Raw genomic sequence first — 17,384 nt, 5'->3', positions numbered from 1 at the left:
GCGGGGGTCTATACTGTCCGGCTCCCAGTCAGTAATGCCGGTGCCGCCATGAAGGCCGAGATCCATCCCGAATACCGTCAGGTCGTGTTCCAGGACGTGACCTCCGATTTCAAGATCCTCACCCGTTCCACCCTGGGCGCCTCCGCCAAGGAGACGATCAAGTGGGAGGACGGCAACGAGTACCCGCTGGTCAAGATCGAAGTGTCCTCGGCCTCGCACCCGTTCTACACCGGCCAGAACAAGATCATGGATACCAGCGGCCGCGTGGACAAGTTCCGCAAGCGCTACGCGAAGTAATCCGCCGCCGGCCCGCCGGGCCGGCCAGGCATCGCGGAGCCGGCCTGCCGGCATCCGCTCCAGGGCAACGGCCGCCATCGGTGGCCGTTGCCTTTTGCGTTCCCGGAACACTGTGGTGCGACCATCGGACAGCCTGCCGCCCGTGCGTGGTGTGCGATAATCGTCCCGGTCGCGACGGCGCTGCCGCCGCTTCTCCCACACGATCCAACGCCCCCGCCCGGCAGCTTTGCCGCGGCCACGGGCCCCTGATTAGGAGTGAACCGTGTCAGATCTTGACCAGGTCACGCTGGACGCCGGCGGCAAGCCGGTGACGTTGCCGGTGCTCAAGGGCACCCTGGGCAACCCCTGCATCGACATCTCCCGGCTTCCGAAGGAAACCGGCTGCTTTACCTACGACTCCGGCTTCACCGCCACCGCCTCGTGCAAGTCGGCCGTCACCTACATCGACGGCGACGAGGGCGTGCTGCTCTACCGCGGCTACCCGATCGACCAGCTGGCCGAGAAGTCGAGCTTCCTGGAAGTCGCCAGCCTGCTGATCGACGGCGAGCTGCCGGACGCGAACAAGCTCAAGGCGTTCGAGCACGACGTCACCCACCACACGATGATGCACGAGGCCCTGAAGAACTTCTTCACCGGCTTCCGCCACGACGCCCATCCGATGGCGATGCTGTGCGGCTCGGTGGCCTCGCTGTCGGCGTTCTACCACGACACCCTGGACCTGGACGATCCCGAGCAGCGGCGCATGGCCGCGGTGCGGCTGATCGCCAAGATGCCGACCCTGGCCGCGGCCGCTTACCGCTACTCGATCGGCTGGCCGATCGCCTACCCGGACAACAACCAGGACTACGTCACCCGTTTCCTGCACATGATGTTCGAAGCCCCCGGCGACCGCCTGGAGCTCAACCCGGTGGTGGCCAGGGCGCTGGACCTGTTGTTCATCCTGCACGCCGACCACGAACAGAACGCCTCCACCTCCACCGTGCGCCTGGTCGGCTCCACCGGCGCCAACCCGTACGCCTGCGTCTCGGCCGGCATTGCCGCCCTGTGGGGGCCGGCGCACGGCGGCGCCAACGAGGCGGTGTTGAAGATGCTCGAGGAGATTGGCGACGCGAAGAACGTCGACGCCGCCGTCGCCCGGGCCAAGGACAAGGAGTCCGGCTTCCGCCTGATGGGCTTCGGCCACCGGGTGTACAAGAACTTCGATCCGCGCGCGAAGATCATCCGCGAGATGACCCACAAGGTGCTGGGTGAGCTGGGCATCGACGACCCGCTGCTGGAAGTGGCGATGAAGCTGGAAGAGGCCGCGCTCAAGGACGACTACTTCGTGCAGCGCAAGCTGTATCCGAACGTCGATTTCTACAGCGGCATCATCTACAAGGCGCTGAAGATCCCGACCGAGATGTTCACGGTGATGTTCGCCATCGGCCGCACCGCCGGCTGGGTGGCGCACTGGCTGGAGCAGCAGGTCGACCCGGAGGCGAAGATCGGCCGTCCGCGGCAGATCTACACCGGCGCCGACGTGCGCGACTACGTGCCCGTCGACAAGCGCTGAGCCCCGCGCTCATCGTTTCCCCGAAACGCCCCGGTTCCCCCGGGGCGTTTTGCTGTTATGGGTGCGCGCGTGGTGCCTCTATCCGGACGGATCTTCCCCGGCCAGCAGCAGTCTGAGCCGGGCGGCGCTGGCGCGGCGCATGGGCTTTTCATCGATGCTCGACAGCGGCGCCTGGCGCAGGGCCAGCTGCGGCAGCACGGTCAGGTCGATCGTGACGTCCCCGGCGCTGAAGATCCACACCGGGAAGTCGCCGCTGCGGCTGCGATCCAGCCGCAGCCGCCGGCTGCGCGCGGTGGCGGGGATGCCGTGCTCGTCAAGGAACCGCGGCACCGCATCCTCGTCGTCGGCGTACAGCTGCAGCGTCACCGGCGAGTTGGCGTCGGCGGTGCCCTCCAGCACCGGGCCGACCAGGCGCGGGTGGAACGGCGCGAAGAAATCGAGCGCCTGCAGCGCCGCCTCGCGATGCCCGCGCAGCACCTCGCCGTGGCCGTCGCCCAGGAACAGCCGCTGGTGCTCGCGCAGGGCTTCTTCGATTTCGCGGTTGCGGGGCAGGGAGGCGTCGTCGTGGATGCCCAGCTGCCTGGCGGCCTTGCGCTTGGCCTGGTGGAAGTCGCGGATGCCGCCTTCGGCCATCAGCCGGGCGGCCTCGCGGGCAAGGCGCATCCGGCGTTCGCGGGCCCGGGCCTCGGCATGCTGGCGGGCGCGTTGCATGGCGGTCTCCCTCGGCGGCGGGTCACGCGGACTGTAGCCCAGTCCGCGTGACGCCGTGACGGGCGCGGGCGGTCAGAAGATGTCGAAGACTTCCTCGGGCGGCATCGCGTCGTCGAAGCCGTCGTCGACTTCGGCCGCCATCCGCTCCAGGTCCTCGGCCTTGACGTACTCCGTCCGGCCGCCCGATCCCGGCGGCAGCAGCCGGCCACCGGCGCTCACGCTGACCTCCACCAGGCCTTCGGGCCTGTCGTGCGGCATCGGCGGCTGGTCTTCCAGGGCCACGCCCATGTAGTCGATCCAGATCGGCAGCGCCGCGCGGCCGCCGTACTCGCGCCGGCCCAGCGAGCGGTTGTCGTCGCGGCCCACCCAGACCGTGGTGACCAGGTCGCCGCCGAAGCCCACGAACCAGGCGTCGCGGTAATCGTTGGTCGACCCGGTCTTGCCGCCCACGTCGTCCCGCTTCAGGGCGCGGGCCGCGGTGCCGGTGCCGCGCTGGACCACGTCGCGCATCATCGACACCATCTGCCAGGCCACGCGCTCGTCGATGGCGCGCGGGGCCACGATGAACTCGGCGTCGTCCGCTTCGCGCAGGACGATCCCGTCTTCGTCCGCCGCGTCTGTCGCGGCGGTTTCGGCTTCCGGGGCGGGCTCGGGTTCGGGCTCCGGCGCGGCGGCCGCGGGGGCGGCCGGCCCGAAGTTGAACCCGTCCACCACGTGCCGCTGCGCCTGCGCGACCGGCTGTCCCGGCCGGGCCCCGGAGCCGCAGCCCCGGCACGCCTGCGCCGGATTGGCCTCGAACACCACCTCGCCGTTGCGGTCGCGCACTTCGCTGATGAACCACGGCGTGACCCGGAAGCCGCCGTTGGCGAACACCGCGTAGCCGCGGGTGACGTCCAGCGGCGTCAGCGAGGGAGTGCCCAGCGAGATCGAAAGGTTGGGCGGCAGCTCGGACTCGTCGAAGCCGAAGTGGCTGATATAGCGGCGCGCGTAATCCACCCCGATCGCGTCCAGCACCCGCACCGAGACCAGGTTGCGCGACAGCGCCAGGGCGTTGCGCAGCTGCATCGGGCCCATGAACCGGCCGTCGGCGTTGCCCGGCCGCCAGTCCTGGCCCCGGCGCATGCGGAACACCACCGGTGCGTCGGGCACGATCGAGGCCGGGGTGAAGCCCTTTTCCAGCGCCGCGGAGAAGATGAACGGCTTGAAGGCGGAGCCCGGCTGGCGCCGCGCCTGGGTGGCGCGGTTGAATTTCTGCCCGGCGAAGCTGAAGCCGCCCACCAGCGCGTGCAGGGCGCCGGTGTCGTACTCCATGGAAATGATGGTGCCCTGGGCCCGCGGCAGCTGGCCCAGCAGCCAGCTCACCTCCGGCTCGGGCGCGGGGGCGGCGTCGTCGTCCGGCGCCTGGGCCGGGGTTTCCACCCGGCGCACCCGGACCACGTCGCCGCGCTCGACCAGCGCCGACGGCGCCCGCCGCGTCCAGGCGCTGGATTCGGCGTCCAGGGTCACCGTGGTGCCGTCGGCCAGCACCACCTCGGCGGTACCGTCGCCGCTGCGCAGCACCACCGCCGGACGCAACCCGGACTGGGCCGGCATCCCGCGCAGGCGCTCGGCCGCCGTGGCCGCGTCCTCGTCGGCGCCCAGCTCGAAGCTCTGTTCCGCGCCGCTCCAGCCGTAGCGGTGGTCGTAGGCCACCAGGCCCTGGCGCAGGGACGCTTCGGCCGCCGCCTGGTGGCGCGGGTCGATGGTGGTGGTGACGTGGTAGCCCTTGGTCAGCACGTCGCCGCCGTAACGGGCGATCATTTCCTGGCGCACCATCTCGGCCACGTACGGCGCATACACCTCCACCGGGCGCTCGTGCGGGCGCGCGTGCATGGCCGTGGCCTTGCCCTCGCGCTCGGCCGCCTCGTCGATATAGCCCAGCTCGCGCATGCGCACCATCACGTAGTCGCGCCGGATGCGGGCGCGCTCGGGGTTGGTGATCGGGTTGCCGCTGGAGGGGAACTTGGGGATCGAGGCCAGGACCGCGGATTCTTCCAGGGTCAGCTGGTCCAGGGTCTTGCCGTAGTAGAACTCCGCCGCCGCGGCCACGCCGTAGGCGCGGTTGCCGAAGAAGCTCTTGTTCAGGTACAGCTCCAGGATCTCGTCCTTGCTCAGCTCGCGCTCCATCTTCAGCGCCAGCAGCATCTCGGCGAACTTGCGGGTGTAGCTGTACTCGGAGCTGAGGAAGAACTGCCGCGCCACCTGCTGGGTGATGGTGGAGCCGCCGGGCACGCGCTGGTCGCTGGTGGTGGCCAGCAGCCACACGGCTCGGGCCACGCCGCGGTAGTCGATGCCGTGGTGGTCGTAGAAGCGGGCGTCCTCGATCGCGATGAAGGCCTGCTTGACCTGGTCGGGCACCTCGTCGATCTGCACCGGGTAGCGCCGGGTCTCGCCGAACAGCGCCATCAGGCGGCCGTCGCTGGCATACACGTACAATGGCTCCTGCATCTCGATATCGCGCAGGGTCTGGACGTCGGGCAGGCGGGCGGAGACCACGAAGTAGAGCGTGGCCAGGGTCAGGGCACCGAGTACGCCCAGTCCCAGGATCGCGATGGCGAGCCAGCGCAGGAGGCGTTTGAGGGATGGCATGCGGACGTCGGGCCGGGCAGTGGTCGTGGCCGCGGATTATAGAGGACGCGGGTGGATGGCCAGCGTCGGGCCGGTTTGTCGTTCAGGGCACGGGAGATGGCTCGGAAATGGGGCACTGGGGCACGGTTCCATGCAGTTGGCGGTTGCCAAGGCGTGAAAAGTCCGTTATCTAATGCTCCGGGGCACGTTGCGCGCCTAAGCGCCCGTGACAAAGGGGAAAACCGTGGGGTTAATCACAAAAAGCCAGCCGCCACTCGTGGGCGTCGACATCAGCTCCACGGCCGTGAAGCTGCTGCAGCTCTCGCGCAGCGGCGATCGCTACCGTGTCGAGCACTATGCGGTCGAGCCGCTGCCGCCCAACGCGGTGGTGGAAAAGAACATCGTCGAGGTCGAGGCGGTCGGTGAAGCCATCGGCCGTGCCATGGCCCGCTCGGGCAGCAAGGCCAAGCACGCCGCGGCCGCTGTCGCCGGCTCGGCGGTCATCACCAAGCACATCCCGATGCCTGCCGACCTGGACGACGACGAGATGGAGTCGGCGGTCGAGCTGGAGGCGGTGAACTACATCCCGTATCCGATCGAGGAAGTGAACCTGGACTTCGAGGTGCTCGGGCCGATGCCCGGCAACGAGGAAATGGTGCAGGTGCTGCTGGCCGCCTCGCGCTCGGAGAACGTGGAGACCCGCACCGACGCGCTGAAGCTGGGCGGCCTTACTGCCAGGGTGATCGACGTGGAGGCCTTCGCGGTCGAGAACGCCTACGGCCTGCTGGCCGGCACCCTGGACACCCCGCGTGACGGGATCGTGGCGCTGGTGGACATCGGCGCCACCATGACCACGCTCAACATCCTGCGCGAGGGCCGCAGCCTGTACAACCGCGAACAGCTGTTCGGCGGCAAGCAGCTCACCGACGAGGTCATGCGCCGCTACGGGCTGAGCTACGAGGAGGCCGGCCTGGCCAAGCGCCAGGGCGGGCTTCCAGAGAGCTACGAGATCGAGGTGCTCGAGCCGTTCAAGGAGGCGCTGGTGCAGCAGGTCAGCCGGCTGCTGCAGTTCTTCTACGCCGGCAGCGAGTTCAACCGCGTCGACCAGATCGTGCTGGCGGGAGGCTGCGCCTCGATCGCCGGGGTCGCGGAAATGGTCGAGGAGCAGCTGGGCGTGCCCACCGCGGTGGCCAATCCGCTGGCGCACATGACCCTGGGCGCGCGGGTGCAGGCCCATGCCCTGGCCCAGGACGCACCGGCCCTGATGATCGCCTGCGGGCTCGCGCTGAGGAGCTTCGACTGATGGCCAGGATCAACCTGCTCCCATGGCGCGCCGAGCGCCGCGCGCAGCGCCAGAAGGAATTCGGCGTGATGATCGCCCTGTCGCTGGTGGCGGGCGCCCTGCTGTGGTTCCTGGTCAACGGCTACTACAACGCCCAGATCGAAGGCCAGAAAACGCGCAACACGTACATGGACCAGCAGATCGCCGCGGTGGATGAGACCATCAAGGAGATCGAGGAGCTCGACCGCCAGCGCGGCCGCCTGCTGGCGCGCAAGGAAGTGATCGAGCAGCTGCAGGCCAGCCGCTCGCAGATGGTGCACCTGTTCGACGCCCTGGTGCGCACCATCCCGGACGGGGTGATGCTGACCACCCTCAAGCAGGAGGGCGAGAAGCTCACCCTGGAAGGCCGGGCCCAGTCCAACGCGCGGGTCAGTACCTACATGCGCAACCTGGAAAGCGCCGGCTGGATGGCCGACCCGCGCCTGTCGGTGATCGAGGCCCGGGCCGAGGGCGCGGGCGTGCACAGCGCGGCGCTGCCCTACGTGTTCAACCTGTCGGTCACCCTGTCCAAGCCGTCCGAGGGTGCCGCGCAGGAAGAGGGCGTGGAGGACATCGAGGCCGCCGCCCCCGATGCCGGACAGGCCGCTGAAGAAGGAGCCGCATCGTGAGCACGAAACGCAAGGTCTCGCTGCGCGAGCTCGACTTCAACAACATGGGCTCGTGGCCGCGCGAGTACAAGATCGGCTTCTGCGTGCTGGTCGGACTGCTGGTGTTCGGGCTGCTCTGGTGGCTGTTCGTGCGCGACAAGCTCAGCCAGCTGGAAGGGCTGGAGCAGCAGGAGTCGCAGAAGCGCGCGGAGTTCGAGGAAAAGCAGGGCCGGGCCACCAACCTGGAGCCGCTCAAGCAGCAGCTGGCGCAGATGGAGCAGCAGCTGCAGCAGATGCTGCGCCAGCTTCCCAGCCGCACCGAGATGCCGGATCTGATCACCGACATCTCGCAGACGGCCGTGGCCACCGGCATCCAGAACGACCTGTTCCGCCCCGGTGCCGAGGCGCCGAAGGAGTTCTACGCCGAGCAGCCGATCTCGCTGCGCATGCGTGGCAGCTACCACCAGTTCGGTGCCTTCGTCAGCGGCGTGGCGTCGCTGCCGCGGGTGGTCATCATGACGATGCACGATATTTCCCTGCAGCCGCGCGACGGCGGCGCCATCCGTCCGGGTGCCAACCTTGAGCTGGCCGGTACCGTGAAGACCTACCGCTACCTGGACGAGGAGGAGGCGGCCGAGCAGCAGGCACTGCAGGCGGCACAGTCGGGGGGAGGGCGCTGACATGCGCAGGATGAGCAACGCGGCGCGGATCGTGCTGGCAACGGTGGTGGTGCTTGGCGTGGCCGGCTGCGGCCGCGGGGTCACCTCTACCCCGGGCGACGCGCCGAATCTTGAAGAATGGGTGGCCAACGTCCGCGCCCGGCCGGCGCCGCCGCTGGAGCCGCTGCCGGTGATGCAGCAGTTCGAGACCTTCGAATACGCCGCCCAGGGGCTGCGCGATCCGTTCAGCGACGCGTTCGCCGACACCGGTGGCGTGGGCCCGCGCCCGGATTCCGACCGGCGCAGGCAGGAGCTGGAGGAGTTCCCGCTCGACAGCCTGGAGATGGTGGGGACGATCGGCCGCGGTGGCGGGATCATCGGCCTGGTGATGGCGCCCAACAAAGTGACCCATCGGGTTCGCACCGGTGATTACGCCGGCCAGGCCGATGGACGCATCACCTCGATCACCGAGGATCGGATCGAACTGGTCGAGCTGGTTCCCGACGGCGCCGGCGGATGGCTGGAGCGGCCGGCTGCAATCGCGCTCGAATAATGAATGTCGCCTTGGATATGAAACCAATTAGGGATTAGGGGAAGTCTGATGATGAGCTACGCGCAAGATCCTCGTGCGACGCGTCGCATCCTGCCGATCCGTTCGGCCACCTTGGGACTGGCCGCGGGTCTGCTGGCAGCGATGTCCGGCGCCCACGCCGCGCAGTCGCCAGGCGTCGTGCCCCTGGTCGCCAGCGGCCAGGTCGGCGCGCTGGGCGCGGATCCGGCAAAGCAGATCCCCGGCGCCATTGCGGTCGACGACATCGACTTCGGCCGCGGCGAGGGAGGGTCGGGCAAGCTGGTGCTGCGCTTCGATGGTGAAGGCGCGGTGCCGGACATGCGTGCCCAGGGCGCCAGCGTGGTGATCGACGTTGGCAACGCGACCCTGCCGGCATCGCTGCAGCGCCCCCTCAACGTGTCCGACTTCGCCACCCCGGTGCAGCGCATCGACGCGGTGCAGAGCGGGACGGGAGCGCGCATCGTGCTGACCGCGCACGGCGACTACGAGCCGATGGCCTACCAGACCGGCCGCGAGTACGTGGTCGAGCTGGTGCCGAGCGCCGGTGCGTCCGAGCGCGCGGTTGGCGCCACCGGCGTCACCGCGGCCGGCCAGTCCGTGACGGCCGCGGTCGAACAGGAGCGCGTCTACACCGGCCACCCGGTGGTGTTCAACTTCCAGGACATCCCGGTGCGCACCGTGCTGCAGATGATTGCAGAGGACTCGGGTTTCAACATCGTCGCCGCGGACAGCGTGCAGGGCAACGTGACCCTGCGCCTGGACAGCGTGCCGTGGGACCAGGCGCTGGACATCATCCTGCAGGCCAAGTCGCTGGACAAGCGCCGCAGCGGCAACGTGATCTGGATTGCTCCGCAGAGCGAAATCGCCGCCTACGAGCGTGCGCGCGAGGACGCGCGCATGGAGCTGGAAGAGCGGGTCGAGATGATCACCGAGTACATCCCGATCAGCTACGGCAACGCCGAGGACATCGCGGTGCTGCTGACCGACGAAAGCAAGACCGGACAGGGCGGCGGCAGCGCCGGTGCGGGCGGGAACAGCCGCGGCTTCCTGTCCTCGCGCGGCAGCCTGAGCTTCGACCGCCGTACCAACACCCTGCTGGTGATCGACATCCCGCAGCGCGTGGCCGGGATTCGTGAAATCGTCCAGCAGCTCGACAAGCCGGTCGACCAGGTGGTGATCGAAGCGCGCATCGTGATTGCCAACGAGTCGTTCGCCCGTGATATCGGCGCGCGCTTCGGCATTTCGGGAACCACCGACCGGTCGGTGTATTCCGGATCGCTGGATGCCAACGCCGGGTACATCAACTCGGTGATCGAAGGCGAGCCGGAGTGGAACCTGCCGGGCAGCCTGAACTTCAGCAACCCGGCGGATCGCGCGCTCGGCGCCGGAGCGCTGGGCCTGACCATCCTGGGCAACGCCATCAACTGGAACGTGGAGATCTCGGCGCTGCAGCAGGAAGGCCGCGGCGAGGTCATCTCCAACCCGCGCATCGTCACCAGCAACCAGCGCGAGGCGATCATCCGCCAGGGCCAGGAGGTCGGCTACCTGACGGTCACCGGCGGCCAGAGCAACAACGTGCCCACCGTCCAGTTCAAGGACGTGCTGCTGGAGCTCAAGGTCACCCCGACCATCACCAACGACGGCCGCGTGTTCCTGGCGATGGAGATCACCAAGGACGAGATCAGCGGCTATACCGAAATGGGCGCGTTCGGCTCGGTGCCCAACCTGAACAAGCGCGAGATCACCACCGCGGTGCTCATTGACGACGGCCAGACGGTCTCGATCGGCGGCGTGTACGAATTCCGCGACCGCAGCGACCTGTCGAAGGTGCCGTTCCTGGCCGACCTGCCGATCATCGGCAACCTGTTCAAGCGTCGCGGCAAGGATCGCGAGAAGGCGGAACTGCTGATCTTCGTGACGCCGAAGGTGCTGCGGGTGGCGCAGCGCTGAGGCAAGCGCCGGAAATGATGCAAGCGACGGGGCCGATGGCCCCGTTTGCTTTTCAGGGGGCCACCGGCCGGACTGCCGCGGCTTCGTGCACAACGACGCGCTGACGGGGAGTTGTGAACCCTTCAGCGCGGTTTGGGTCAAACTGGGTTCCGGCGCGTGCCGCGTCGCCTGCCTTGCCTGCCTATGGAGAACGCCGTCACCCCGTCCGCCGATGCAGACCGCCTGCATGACGCCTTCCGCGCCCTGCGCGAGGCGCTTTCGGCCGAGATCGTCGGCCAGCAGGCGCTGATCGAACGCCTGCTGGTGGCGCTGCTGGCCGATGGCCACCTGCTGGTCGAGGGCGCCCCGGGACTGGCCAAGACCAGCGCGATCCGCGCCCTGGCCGCGCGCCTGGACGCCGATTTCGCGCGCCTGCAGTTCACCCCCGACCTGCTGCCGGCCGACCTCACCGGTACCGAGGTCTGGCGGCCGCAGGAGGGGCGGTTCGAGTTCCAGTCGGGCCCCGTCTTCCACTCCCTGCTGCTGGCCGACGAGATCAACCGGGCCCCGGCCAAAGTCCAGTCGGCGCTGCTGGAGGCCATGGGCGAGCGCCAGGTCACCGTGGGCGGCAGGACCTGGCCGCTGCCGGAGCTGTTCCTGGTCATGGCCACCCAGAACCCGATCGAGCAGGAGGGCACGTTCCCGCTGCCCGAGGCCCAGCTGGATCGCTTCCTGATGTACGTGCGGGTCGGCTATCCGGACGCTTCGGCGGAGGCGGAGATCCTGCGCCTGGCGCGTGATCGTGCCCGGAACGAGATCGAACACGAACAGCCCGCGCCCCAGCGCATGCCGCAGGCCGACGTGTTCGCCGCCCGCGCCGCGGTGCTCGACCTGCACCTGGCCCCGCAGCTGGAGCGCTACCTGATCGAACTGGTGCTGGCCTCGCGCGATGCCGGCCGCTACGACGAAGACCTTGCCCGGCGGATCGCCTGGGGCGCCAGCCCGCGCGGCTCGATCGCGCTGGAGCGCTGCGCCCGCGCCCGCGCCTGGCTGGCCGGCCGCGACTACGTCACCCCCGAGGACGTGCACGCGGTCGCGCCGGACGTGCTGCGCCACCGCGTGCTCCCCAGCTACGAGGCCACGGCGGAAGGCTGGGACGGCGACCGCCTGGTGGCCGCGCTGCTGGAGAAGGTGCCGCTGCCCTGACCGGCAGGTGTCGATCCGTGGCCAACGCTTCCGCGCCTCCCGCCCAGTCGAGCCCGCAGCCGGACACCTCCGGCGGCGGGATCGTGCCGACCCTGGCCGAACTGGTCGCGCTGCGGGCGGTGGCCGCCGCGCGCAGGCCGCCGCGGCAGGGCCGGCTGTCGGGTGCCGGGCGCGCGCCGTCGCCGCTGCGCGGGCGCGGCATGGAGTACGCGGAGTCGCGCGAGTACGCGCCGGGCGATGAAGTGCGCCATATCGACTGGCGGGTGACCGCCCGCAGCGGCCGTCCGCACACCAAGCTGTTCCAGGCCGAGCGCGAGCGGCTGACGCTGGTGGTGGCCGATACTTCGCCGGCGCTGTACTTCGGCACCCGGATCCGCTTCAAGTCGGTGCAGGCGGCGCGGGCGGCGGCGATCGCCACCTGGCTTGCCGTGCGCGACGGCGACCGGGTGGCCGCGCTGCGCGGCACCTCCAGCGAGCCGCCGGTACCGCCGGCCGCCGGGCCGCGCGGCGCGCTGCGGGTGCTCGACGCGCTGGCCCGGTGGTATGCGCATCCGCCGGCCGCCGACGACGGGCTGGACGTGGCCCTGGAGCATGCCGGGCGCGTATTGCGCCCGGGCTCGCGGCTGCTGGTGCTGGCCGATCCGGCGAGCATCGCGACAGTGCCCGACCGCCGCTGGCCGGCGCTGGCGATGCACAGCCAGGTGCTGGTGTTGCTGCCGGTCGATCCGCTCGAGACCGCTGCGCCGGCCGAGGCGCTGGCGCTGGAGGCCGGCGGCCAGCGGGTCGAGCTTGACCTCGGCAGTGCGGCGCATCGCCAGCGCTGGCGCGACGCCTTCGGAGCGCCGCTGGAAACCGCGCTGGCGAGGCTGCCGGCCTTCGGGGTGCGGGCGGCGGCCCTGCCCTGCGACGGCCCCGGGGATGAGTGGCTGCCGCTGTTTGCGGTCCCGCAGGGCGTGCGCGCATGAACCCCGGCGCGTCCCTGCCGCTGCGCGACATCCACCTGCCGGTCGCGCCGGGCTGGTGGCCGCCGGCACCCGGCTGGTGGCTGCTGGCCGGCCTGCTGTTGGTGGTGCTGTCCGTGGTTGGGGTGATGGGATGGCGCCGGGTTCGCCGCCGCCGCGCGCTGCTGCGCATGTTCGATCAGCGCGTCGATGCCGCCGCGGATCCGGCGGCGCGGGTCGCGGCGATCTCCGAACTGCTGCGGCGCGCCGCGCGCCAGGGCGATCCCGCGGCCGCCGCACTGCAGGGCGAGGCCTGGCTGGCGTTCCTCGACCGCGACGCCGCCACGCCCGCGTTCTCCGGGCCTGCCGGCCGGCTGCTGCTTGAAGGTGGCTACCGTCCCGAGGTCGGAGAGGACGAAGCGGAAGCCCTGCGCGCCGCCGCCCGCCCACGCTACCTGCAGATGGCGGGCAGGCGCCGGTGAGCGGCCTGCTGCCCGCGGCGTTCGCCGGCTTCGCCTGGCCCTGGCTGCTGCTGGCGCTGCCGCTGCCGTGGCTGCTGCGGCGCCTGCTGCCGGCCCTCCCGCCGGCCGGGGCGGCCCTGCGGATGCCCCACGGCGAGCGCCTGCTGGCGGCCGGCAGCGTGCCCGCCGGGCCGCGCACGCCGCCCGGTGATCGCGGACGGCTGGCGCTGGCCGCGATCGCCTGGATCCTGCTGTGCCTGGCCGCGGCGCGTCCCCAGCAGCTGGGCGAGCCGGTGCAGCCTCCGCAGCAGGCGCGCGAGATGCTGCTGGCGGTGGATCTGTCGGGCAGCATGGCCGACGAGGACATGATCCTGGGCGGGCGCCCGGTGGATCGCCTGACCGCGGCCAAGGCGGTGCTGGCCGACTTCCTGGATCGCCGCGGCGGCGACCGGGTGGGGCTGCTGGTGTTCGGCCGCCGCGCCTACATGCTGGCGCCGCCCACCCATGACCTGGACACCGTGCGCCAGCAGCTGCTCGACAGCACGGTCGGGCTGGCGGGGCGCGAAACCGCCATCGGCGACGCCATCGGCCTGGCGGTCAAGCGGCTGGCCGATGGCGAAGATGGCGATGAGGGCAGCGGCGAGCGCGTGCTGGTGCTGCTGACTGACGGAGTCAACACCGCCGGCCTGCTGGAGCCGGAGAGGGCGGCCGGACTGGCCCGCGCCCACGGCGTGCGCGTGCACACGGTCGCCTTCGGCGGCAGCGGCGGCGGACTGTCGATGTTCGGCTTCAGGATGCCGGTGCCCGGGGGCGGGGAGGAGATCGACGAGGCGACCCTGCAGGCCGTGGCCGAAGCGACCGGCGGACGCATGTTCCGGGCCCGCGATGCCGCCGAGCTGGCCGGCATCTACGCCGAGATCGATCGCATCGAGCCGGTCGAACGGCAGGGGCCGGCGCTGCGTCCGCGCATCGAGCTGTATGCCTGGCCGCTGGGCGTGGCGGCTGTCTTCGCGCTGCTGGCCATGCTGCCCGTCGGACGGTTTACGCGTCCATGGGCGGCGCGCATGCCCGCCTGGCGGCGGAGGGTCGCGCCATGATCCAGGCCCTTGCCGAACTGCAGTTCACAAGGCCGCAGTGGCTGTGGGCGCTGCTGGCGCTGCCGCTGCTGGCGGCGTGGTGGCTGCGGCGCAGCCGCGGTGGCGAGGCATGGGCGCGGAGGGTGGATCCGCACCTGCTGCCGCACCTGCTTGCGGCGGGGTCCGGTCGGCGCGACGTGGGTCGGGTGCTGCTTGCCGCCGCCGCCGGCCTGCTGGCGATCCTGGCGTTGGCCGGGCCCGGCTGGCGCCAGCAGGAGCATGCCCTGTGGCAGCAGGCCGCGCCGCTGGTGATCGCGCTGGATCTGTCCAGCGCCACCCTGGCCGATGACCTGCAGCCCTCGCGCCTGCAGCAGGCGCGCATGGCGATCAACCAGATCCTGGAGCAGCGCGCGGGTGGTGAAGTGGCGCTGGTGGTGTTTGCCGGCCAGCCACACACCGTGGCGCCGCTGACCGCCGATGCCGGCAACATCCGGCTGTTTTTGGACGCCCTCGCGCCGGACATCATGCCGACCGACGGCAGCCGCCCCGGGCGGGCCATCGACTGGTCGGTGGATCTGCTGGAGCAGGCCGGGTTCGTCCGCGGCGACGTGCTGCTGCTCACCCACGATGCAGATCTGGCTGCCCGCCGCGCCGCGTCGGCGGCCGCGCGCAGCGGCTATCAGGTGTCGGTGCTGGGGCTGGGAACCGCCGCGGGCGCGGCCTTCCGGGATTCCACCGGGCGGCTGGCACGTACCCGCATGGATGCCGGCGCGCTGCAGTCGCTGGCAGCGGCGGGGGGCGGCCGCTTCCAGCCGCTCGGCATGGAGGATCCCGCCGCCCTCGCCCGGACGCTCGCGGGGACTGCGACGGCAGCCGCTGGGCGGGGGCATGTGGCAGCCCGCTCCGACCAGGGGTACTGGCTGCTGCTGCCGCTGATGCTGCTGGCGGCGCTGGCGTTCCGGCGCGGCGGCCTGCTGCCGATGCTGGCGCTGGCGGCGTGCCTGCCGCTGCTGCCGGGGCCGGCGCAGGCCGATGAGGGCGGGATGTGGAAGCGCGCCGACCAGATCGCGCACGGGCATGCGCGTGAAGCGGTGGAGGCCTATCGTGGCGGTGACTTCGAGGCGGCGCAGCGGCTCTGGGAGCAGCTGCCGGGCGCGCAGGCCGCCTACAACCGCGGCAACGCCCTGGCCCGGGCCGGACGACTGGAACAGGCCCTGGAGGCCTACGACGAAGCGCTCCGGCTGGAGCCGGGGATGGAAGACGCCATCGCCAACCGGGCGCTCGTGGAACAGGCGCTGCAGCGCCCGCCGCCGACCGGTGACGGCGGGCCGGAAGATGAAGGCCGGGATGGCAACGATGGAGATCCCGGCGATGCCGGGCCAGGCGATGGCGACGCACCGCCGGACGCCGATGCCCGGCAGACCACCAGAGACGGCGAGGACCCACCGGATGAAGCCGATGGCGATGGCCAGGCCCGGGACGATCGTCCGGAACCCGCCGCCGAAACGGCCGACGCCGACGCCCAGCGCGAAGCCGACGCGCTGCTGCGCGAACAGATGCAGCGCGCGCTGGATCAATCCGCCGGGGACGAAGGCGATGCCCCGCAGGCGGACGCTGCCGGGGACGTCGATGAGCGCGAGCGCCGCGAAGCCGCCGAAGCCTGGCTGCGCCGGGTGCCCGATGATCCGGGCGGGCTGCTGCGCGCGCGGTTCAGGCTGGAGCATGAACGCCGCCGCAGGCAGGGGGCAGACTGAGCCGATGCGAAACTTCCGGCGCGTGAACAACCCCGCTGCACTGCTGCTGCTGGCCCTGCTGCTGACGCTGGTGGCGCTGCCCGCACACGCACAGGTGCGGGCCTGGCTCGATCGCGACCGCATCCAGCTGGGCGAAACCGCGACCCTGAACGTGGAAACCGACCAGCCCGGCAGCGGCGCCCCCGACTGGTCTGCGCTGGATGCGGACTTCCAGGCCAGCGGCCACACCAGTACCCGCCGGGTCGAGGTGGTGGGCGGCGAAGTTCGCACGCGCGTGCTGTACGCGGTCGCGCTGCGGCCGCGCCGCGAAGGCGTGCTCACCGTGCCGCCGGTGCAGATCCACGGCGAGGACACCGCGCCGCTCGAACTGACCGTGCTGCCGGCCGGTGACACGCCACCCCGGGCGGGCGCGGTCGCCTTCGTCGAGGCCGAGCTGGAAACCGACCAGGCCTGGGTGCAGCAGGCGGTCGGCTACGTGCTGCGCCTGCACTACGCCACCCCGCTGGTGTCGGGCGAGCTGGAGCAGCCGCAGCCCGAAGGCGCCGCGCTGCGCCGCGTCGGTGACGACGTCACCTACAGCCGCGACATCGGCGGCCGGCGCTACAACGTGGTGGAGCGGCGCTTCCTGCTGGTGCCCGAGCGCAGCGGCCCCTTGGACATCCCGGCGGCGCGCTTCCGGGGACGGGGCACCGGCGGATTCTTCGACGACATGTTCGGCAGTGCCCCGCGCACCCTGCGGGCCAGCAGCGAGCCGCAGCGGCTCCGGATCGATCCGATGCCCGACCCGGCGCCGCGGCCCTGGCTGCCGCTGCGCAGCCTGCAGATGCGGGTGCTGGAAGCGCCGCGCCAGGCGCGAGCGGGCGAAGCCGTGGAGGTGGTGGTGGAGCTGCGCGCCGACGGTGCCGCCGCCTCGCAGATGCCGGAACTGGAGCTGCGCGCCGACGATGGCGCGCAGGTGTTCCCCGAGCCGCAGCAGGCGCGCGAACAGTTCGACGGCGGCCGGCCGCAGGTGGTGGTGACCCGGCGTTTCCCGGTCGTGCCGCGGCGGGCGGGCACGCTGCAGATCCACGTCGAGCCGGTGCAGTGGTGGGACGTGCGCGCCGGCGTGGCCAGGACGGCCGGGGTGCCGCCGCTGTCGGTGCAGGTGCAGCGCGCCGCGCCTCCCAGCGCGCTGCCTGCGCCCGGTGCCGGGGACGAAGAGCGCTGGATCAGGGTGCCGGGCGTCCAGGGCGAAGTGCGGCCGTGGGCGGTGGCGGCGGCGGGCTTCGCGCTGCTGTGGCTGGCGACGCTGATCTGGGGCCTGCACCGGCGGCCGCAGCCGCGCGCGCCGAAGGCGACGGACGGCGCATCGCTGCGCGACGCGCTGGACGCCGATCGTGCCCGCCTGCGCAGGCTGCGGCTGGCGCTGGACACCGGTGACCTGGGTGAAGTGGAGCAGGCGCTGTGCGCGCTGGCCAGCCCGCCGGTGGACGACCTGGACGCGCTGCGCATGCGACTTGACGACCCGGCGCAGCTTGCCGCCCTGGACAGCCTGCAGCGCGCGCGCTGGGCCGGTGGCGATGCCACGGCCGCGCGGTCGGGTGTCCGCGAGGCTTTCGCCAAGGGGCCGCGCTGGGCTGCAGCCCGTGAAAGCGCACGGCAAACCGATCCGCTGCCGCCGCTCTACCCCGGCCAATGACCAAAGTCACGGT

The 17,384-nt window shown here is 71.2% G+C and carries 15 protein-coding genes; 13 read left to right on the top strand and 2 right to left on the bottom strand.

The window, feature by feature from the left end:
* The first annotated feature begins 48 nt into the window (after nucleotides 1-48).
* Both ACOZ90_RS06465 and ACOZ90_RS06460 read left to right on the top strand, forming a co-directional pair.
* A complete protein-coding gene (locus tag ACOZ90_RS06465) occupies nucleotides 49-297 on the top strand; it encodes a type B 50S ribosomal protein L31 (protein ID WP_422892821.1) in 249 nt (82 codons plus the stop codon).
* Between the two features lie 262 nt (nucleotides 298-559).
* Nucleotides 560-1,849 carry a citrate synthase gene (locus ACOZ90_RS06460; protein ID WP_422892820.1) on the top strand — a complete coding sequence of 430 codons (1,290 nt, stop codon included), beginning with the start codon at nucleotides 560-562 and terminating at the stop codon, nucleotides 1,847-1,849.
* 78 nt (nucleotides 1,850-1,927) lie between these two features.
* Here ACOZ90_RS06460 and ACOZ90_RS06455 read toward each other — a convergent pair whose 3' ends face one another.
* Together ACOZ90_RS06455 and ACOZ90_RS06450 are read right to left on the bottom strand one after the other, a co-directional pair.
* Nucleotides 1,928-2,560, bottom strand: a complete 633-nt coding sequence (locus tag ACOZ90_RS06455) for a hypothetical protein (protein ID WP_422892819.1) — start codon at nucleotides 2,558-2,560, stop codon at nucleotides 1,928-1,930.
* Between the two features lie 72 nt (nucleotides 2,561-2,632).
* A complete protein-coding gene (locus ACOZ90_RS06450; protein ID WP_422892818.1) occupies nucleotides 2,633-5,188 on the bottom strand; it encodes a penicillin-binding protein 1A in 2,556 nt (851 codons plus the stop codon).
* A 223-nt stretch (nucleotides 5,189-5,411) separates the two neighbouring features.
* On the opposite strand from ACOZ90_RS06450, the gene ACOZ90_RS06445 reads away from it, so the two are divergent.
* From ACOZ90_RS06445 to ACOZ90_RS06395, 11 genes are all read left to right on the top strand, one after another.
* On the top strand, nucleotides 5,412-6,470 hold the full coding sequence (locus ACOZ90_RS06445) for a pilus assembly protein PilM (protein WP_422892817.1): 1,059 nt from the start codon (nucleotides 5,412-5,414) through the stop codon (nucleotides 6,468-6,470).
* A complete protein-coding gene (locus ACOZ90_RS06440) occupies nucleotides 6,470-7,117 on the top strand; it encodes a PilN domain-containing protein (protein WP_422892816.1) in 648 nt (215 codons plus the stop codon). The genes ACOZ90_RS06445 and ACOZ90_RS06440 overlap by 1 nt, the downstream gene beginning before the upstream one ends.
* 44 nt (nucleotides 7,118-7,161) lie before the next feature.
* A complete protein-coding gene (locus ACOZ90_RS06435) occupies nucleotides 7,162-7,776 on the top strand; it encodes a type IV pilus inner membrane component PilO (protein ID WP_422892869.1) in 615 nt (204 codons plus the stop codon).
* A gap of 10 nt (nucleotides 7,777-7,786) precedes the next feature.
* Nucleotides 7,787-8,308, top strand: a complete 522-nt coding sequence (locus ACOZ90_RS06430; protein WP_422892868.1) for a pilus assembly protein PilP — start codon at nucleotides 7,787-7,789, stop codon at nucleotides 8,306-8,308.
* A 51-nt stretch (nucleotides 8,309-8,359) separates the two neighbouring features.
* The gene (locus ACOZ90_RS06425; protein ID WP_422892815.1) at nucleotides 8,360-10,276 is read left to right on the top strand and encodes a type IV pilus secretin PilQ; all 1,917 of its coding nucleotides are present in this window, start codon (nucleotides 8,360-8,362) and stop codon (nucleotides 10,274-10,276) included.
* A 183-nt stretch (nucleotides 10,277-10,459) separates the two neighbouring features.
* Nucleotides 10,460-11,461 (top strand): AAA family ATPase, encoded by a 1,002-nt coding sequence (locus ACOZ90_RS06420; protein WP_422892814.1) that lies wholly within the window; start codon nucleotides 10,460-10,462, stop codon nucleotides 11,459-11,461.
* A 17-nt stretch (nucleotides 11,462-11,478) separates the two neighbouring features.
* Nucleotides 11,479-12,426 carry a DUF58 domain-containing protein gene (locus ACOZ90_RS06415; RefSeq protein ID WP_422892813.1) on the top strand — a complete coding sequence of 316 codons (948 nt, stop codon included), beginning with the start codon at nucleotides 11,479-11,481 and terminating at the stop codon, nucleotides 12,424-12,426.
* Nucleotides 12,423-12,884, top strand: coding sequence for a DUF4381 domain-containing protein (locus ACOZ90_RS06410; protein WP_422892812.1), 462 nt, complete (start codon nucleotides 12,423-12,425; stop codon nucleotides 12,882-12,884). Before ACOZ90_RS06415 ends, ACOZ90_RS06410 begins: the two co-directional genes overlap by 4 nt.
* On the top strand, nucleotides 12,881-13,960 hold the full coding sequence (locus ACOZ90_RS06405) for a vWA domain-containing protein (RefSeq protein WP_422892811.1): 1,080 nt from the start codon (nucleotides 12,881-12,883) through the stop codon (nucleotides 13,958-13,960). The genes ACOZ90_RS06410 and ACOZ90_RS06405 overlap by 4 nt, the downstream gene beginning before the upstream one ends.
* Nucleotides 13,957-15,693, top strand: coding sequence for a VWA domain-containing protein (locus ACOZ90_RS06400; RefSeq protein WP_422892810.1), 1,737 nt, complete (start codon nucleotides 13,957-13,959; stop codon nucleotides 15,691-15,693). Before ACOZ90_RS06405 ends, ACOZ90_RS06400 begins: the two co-directional genes overlap by 4 nt.
* A gap of 4 nt (nucleotides 15,694-15,697) precedes the next feature.
* Nucleotides 15,698-17,371, top strand: coding sequence for a BatD family protein (locus ACOZ90_RS06395; RefSeq protein WP_422892809.1), 1,674 nt, complete (start codon nucleotides 15,698-15,700; stop codon nucleotides 17,369-17,371).
* The last annotated feature ends 13 nt before the right edge of the window (nucleotides 17,372-17,384 follow it).

It is taken from the genome of Luteimonas dalianensis (assembly GCF_049339425.1).
GTDB lineage: Bacteria > Pseudomonadota > Gammaproteobacteria > Xanthomonadales > Xanthomonadaceae > Luteimonas > Luteimonas dalianensis.
The sequence above is the reverse complement of the archived record's forward strand: the minus strand, read 5'-3'. Positions and strand labels throughout refer to the sequence as shown.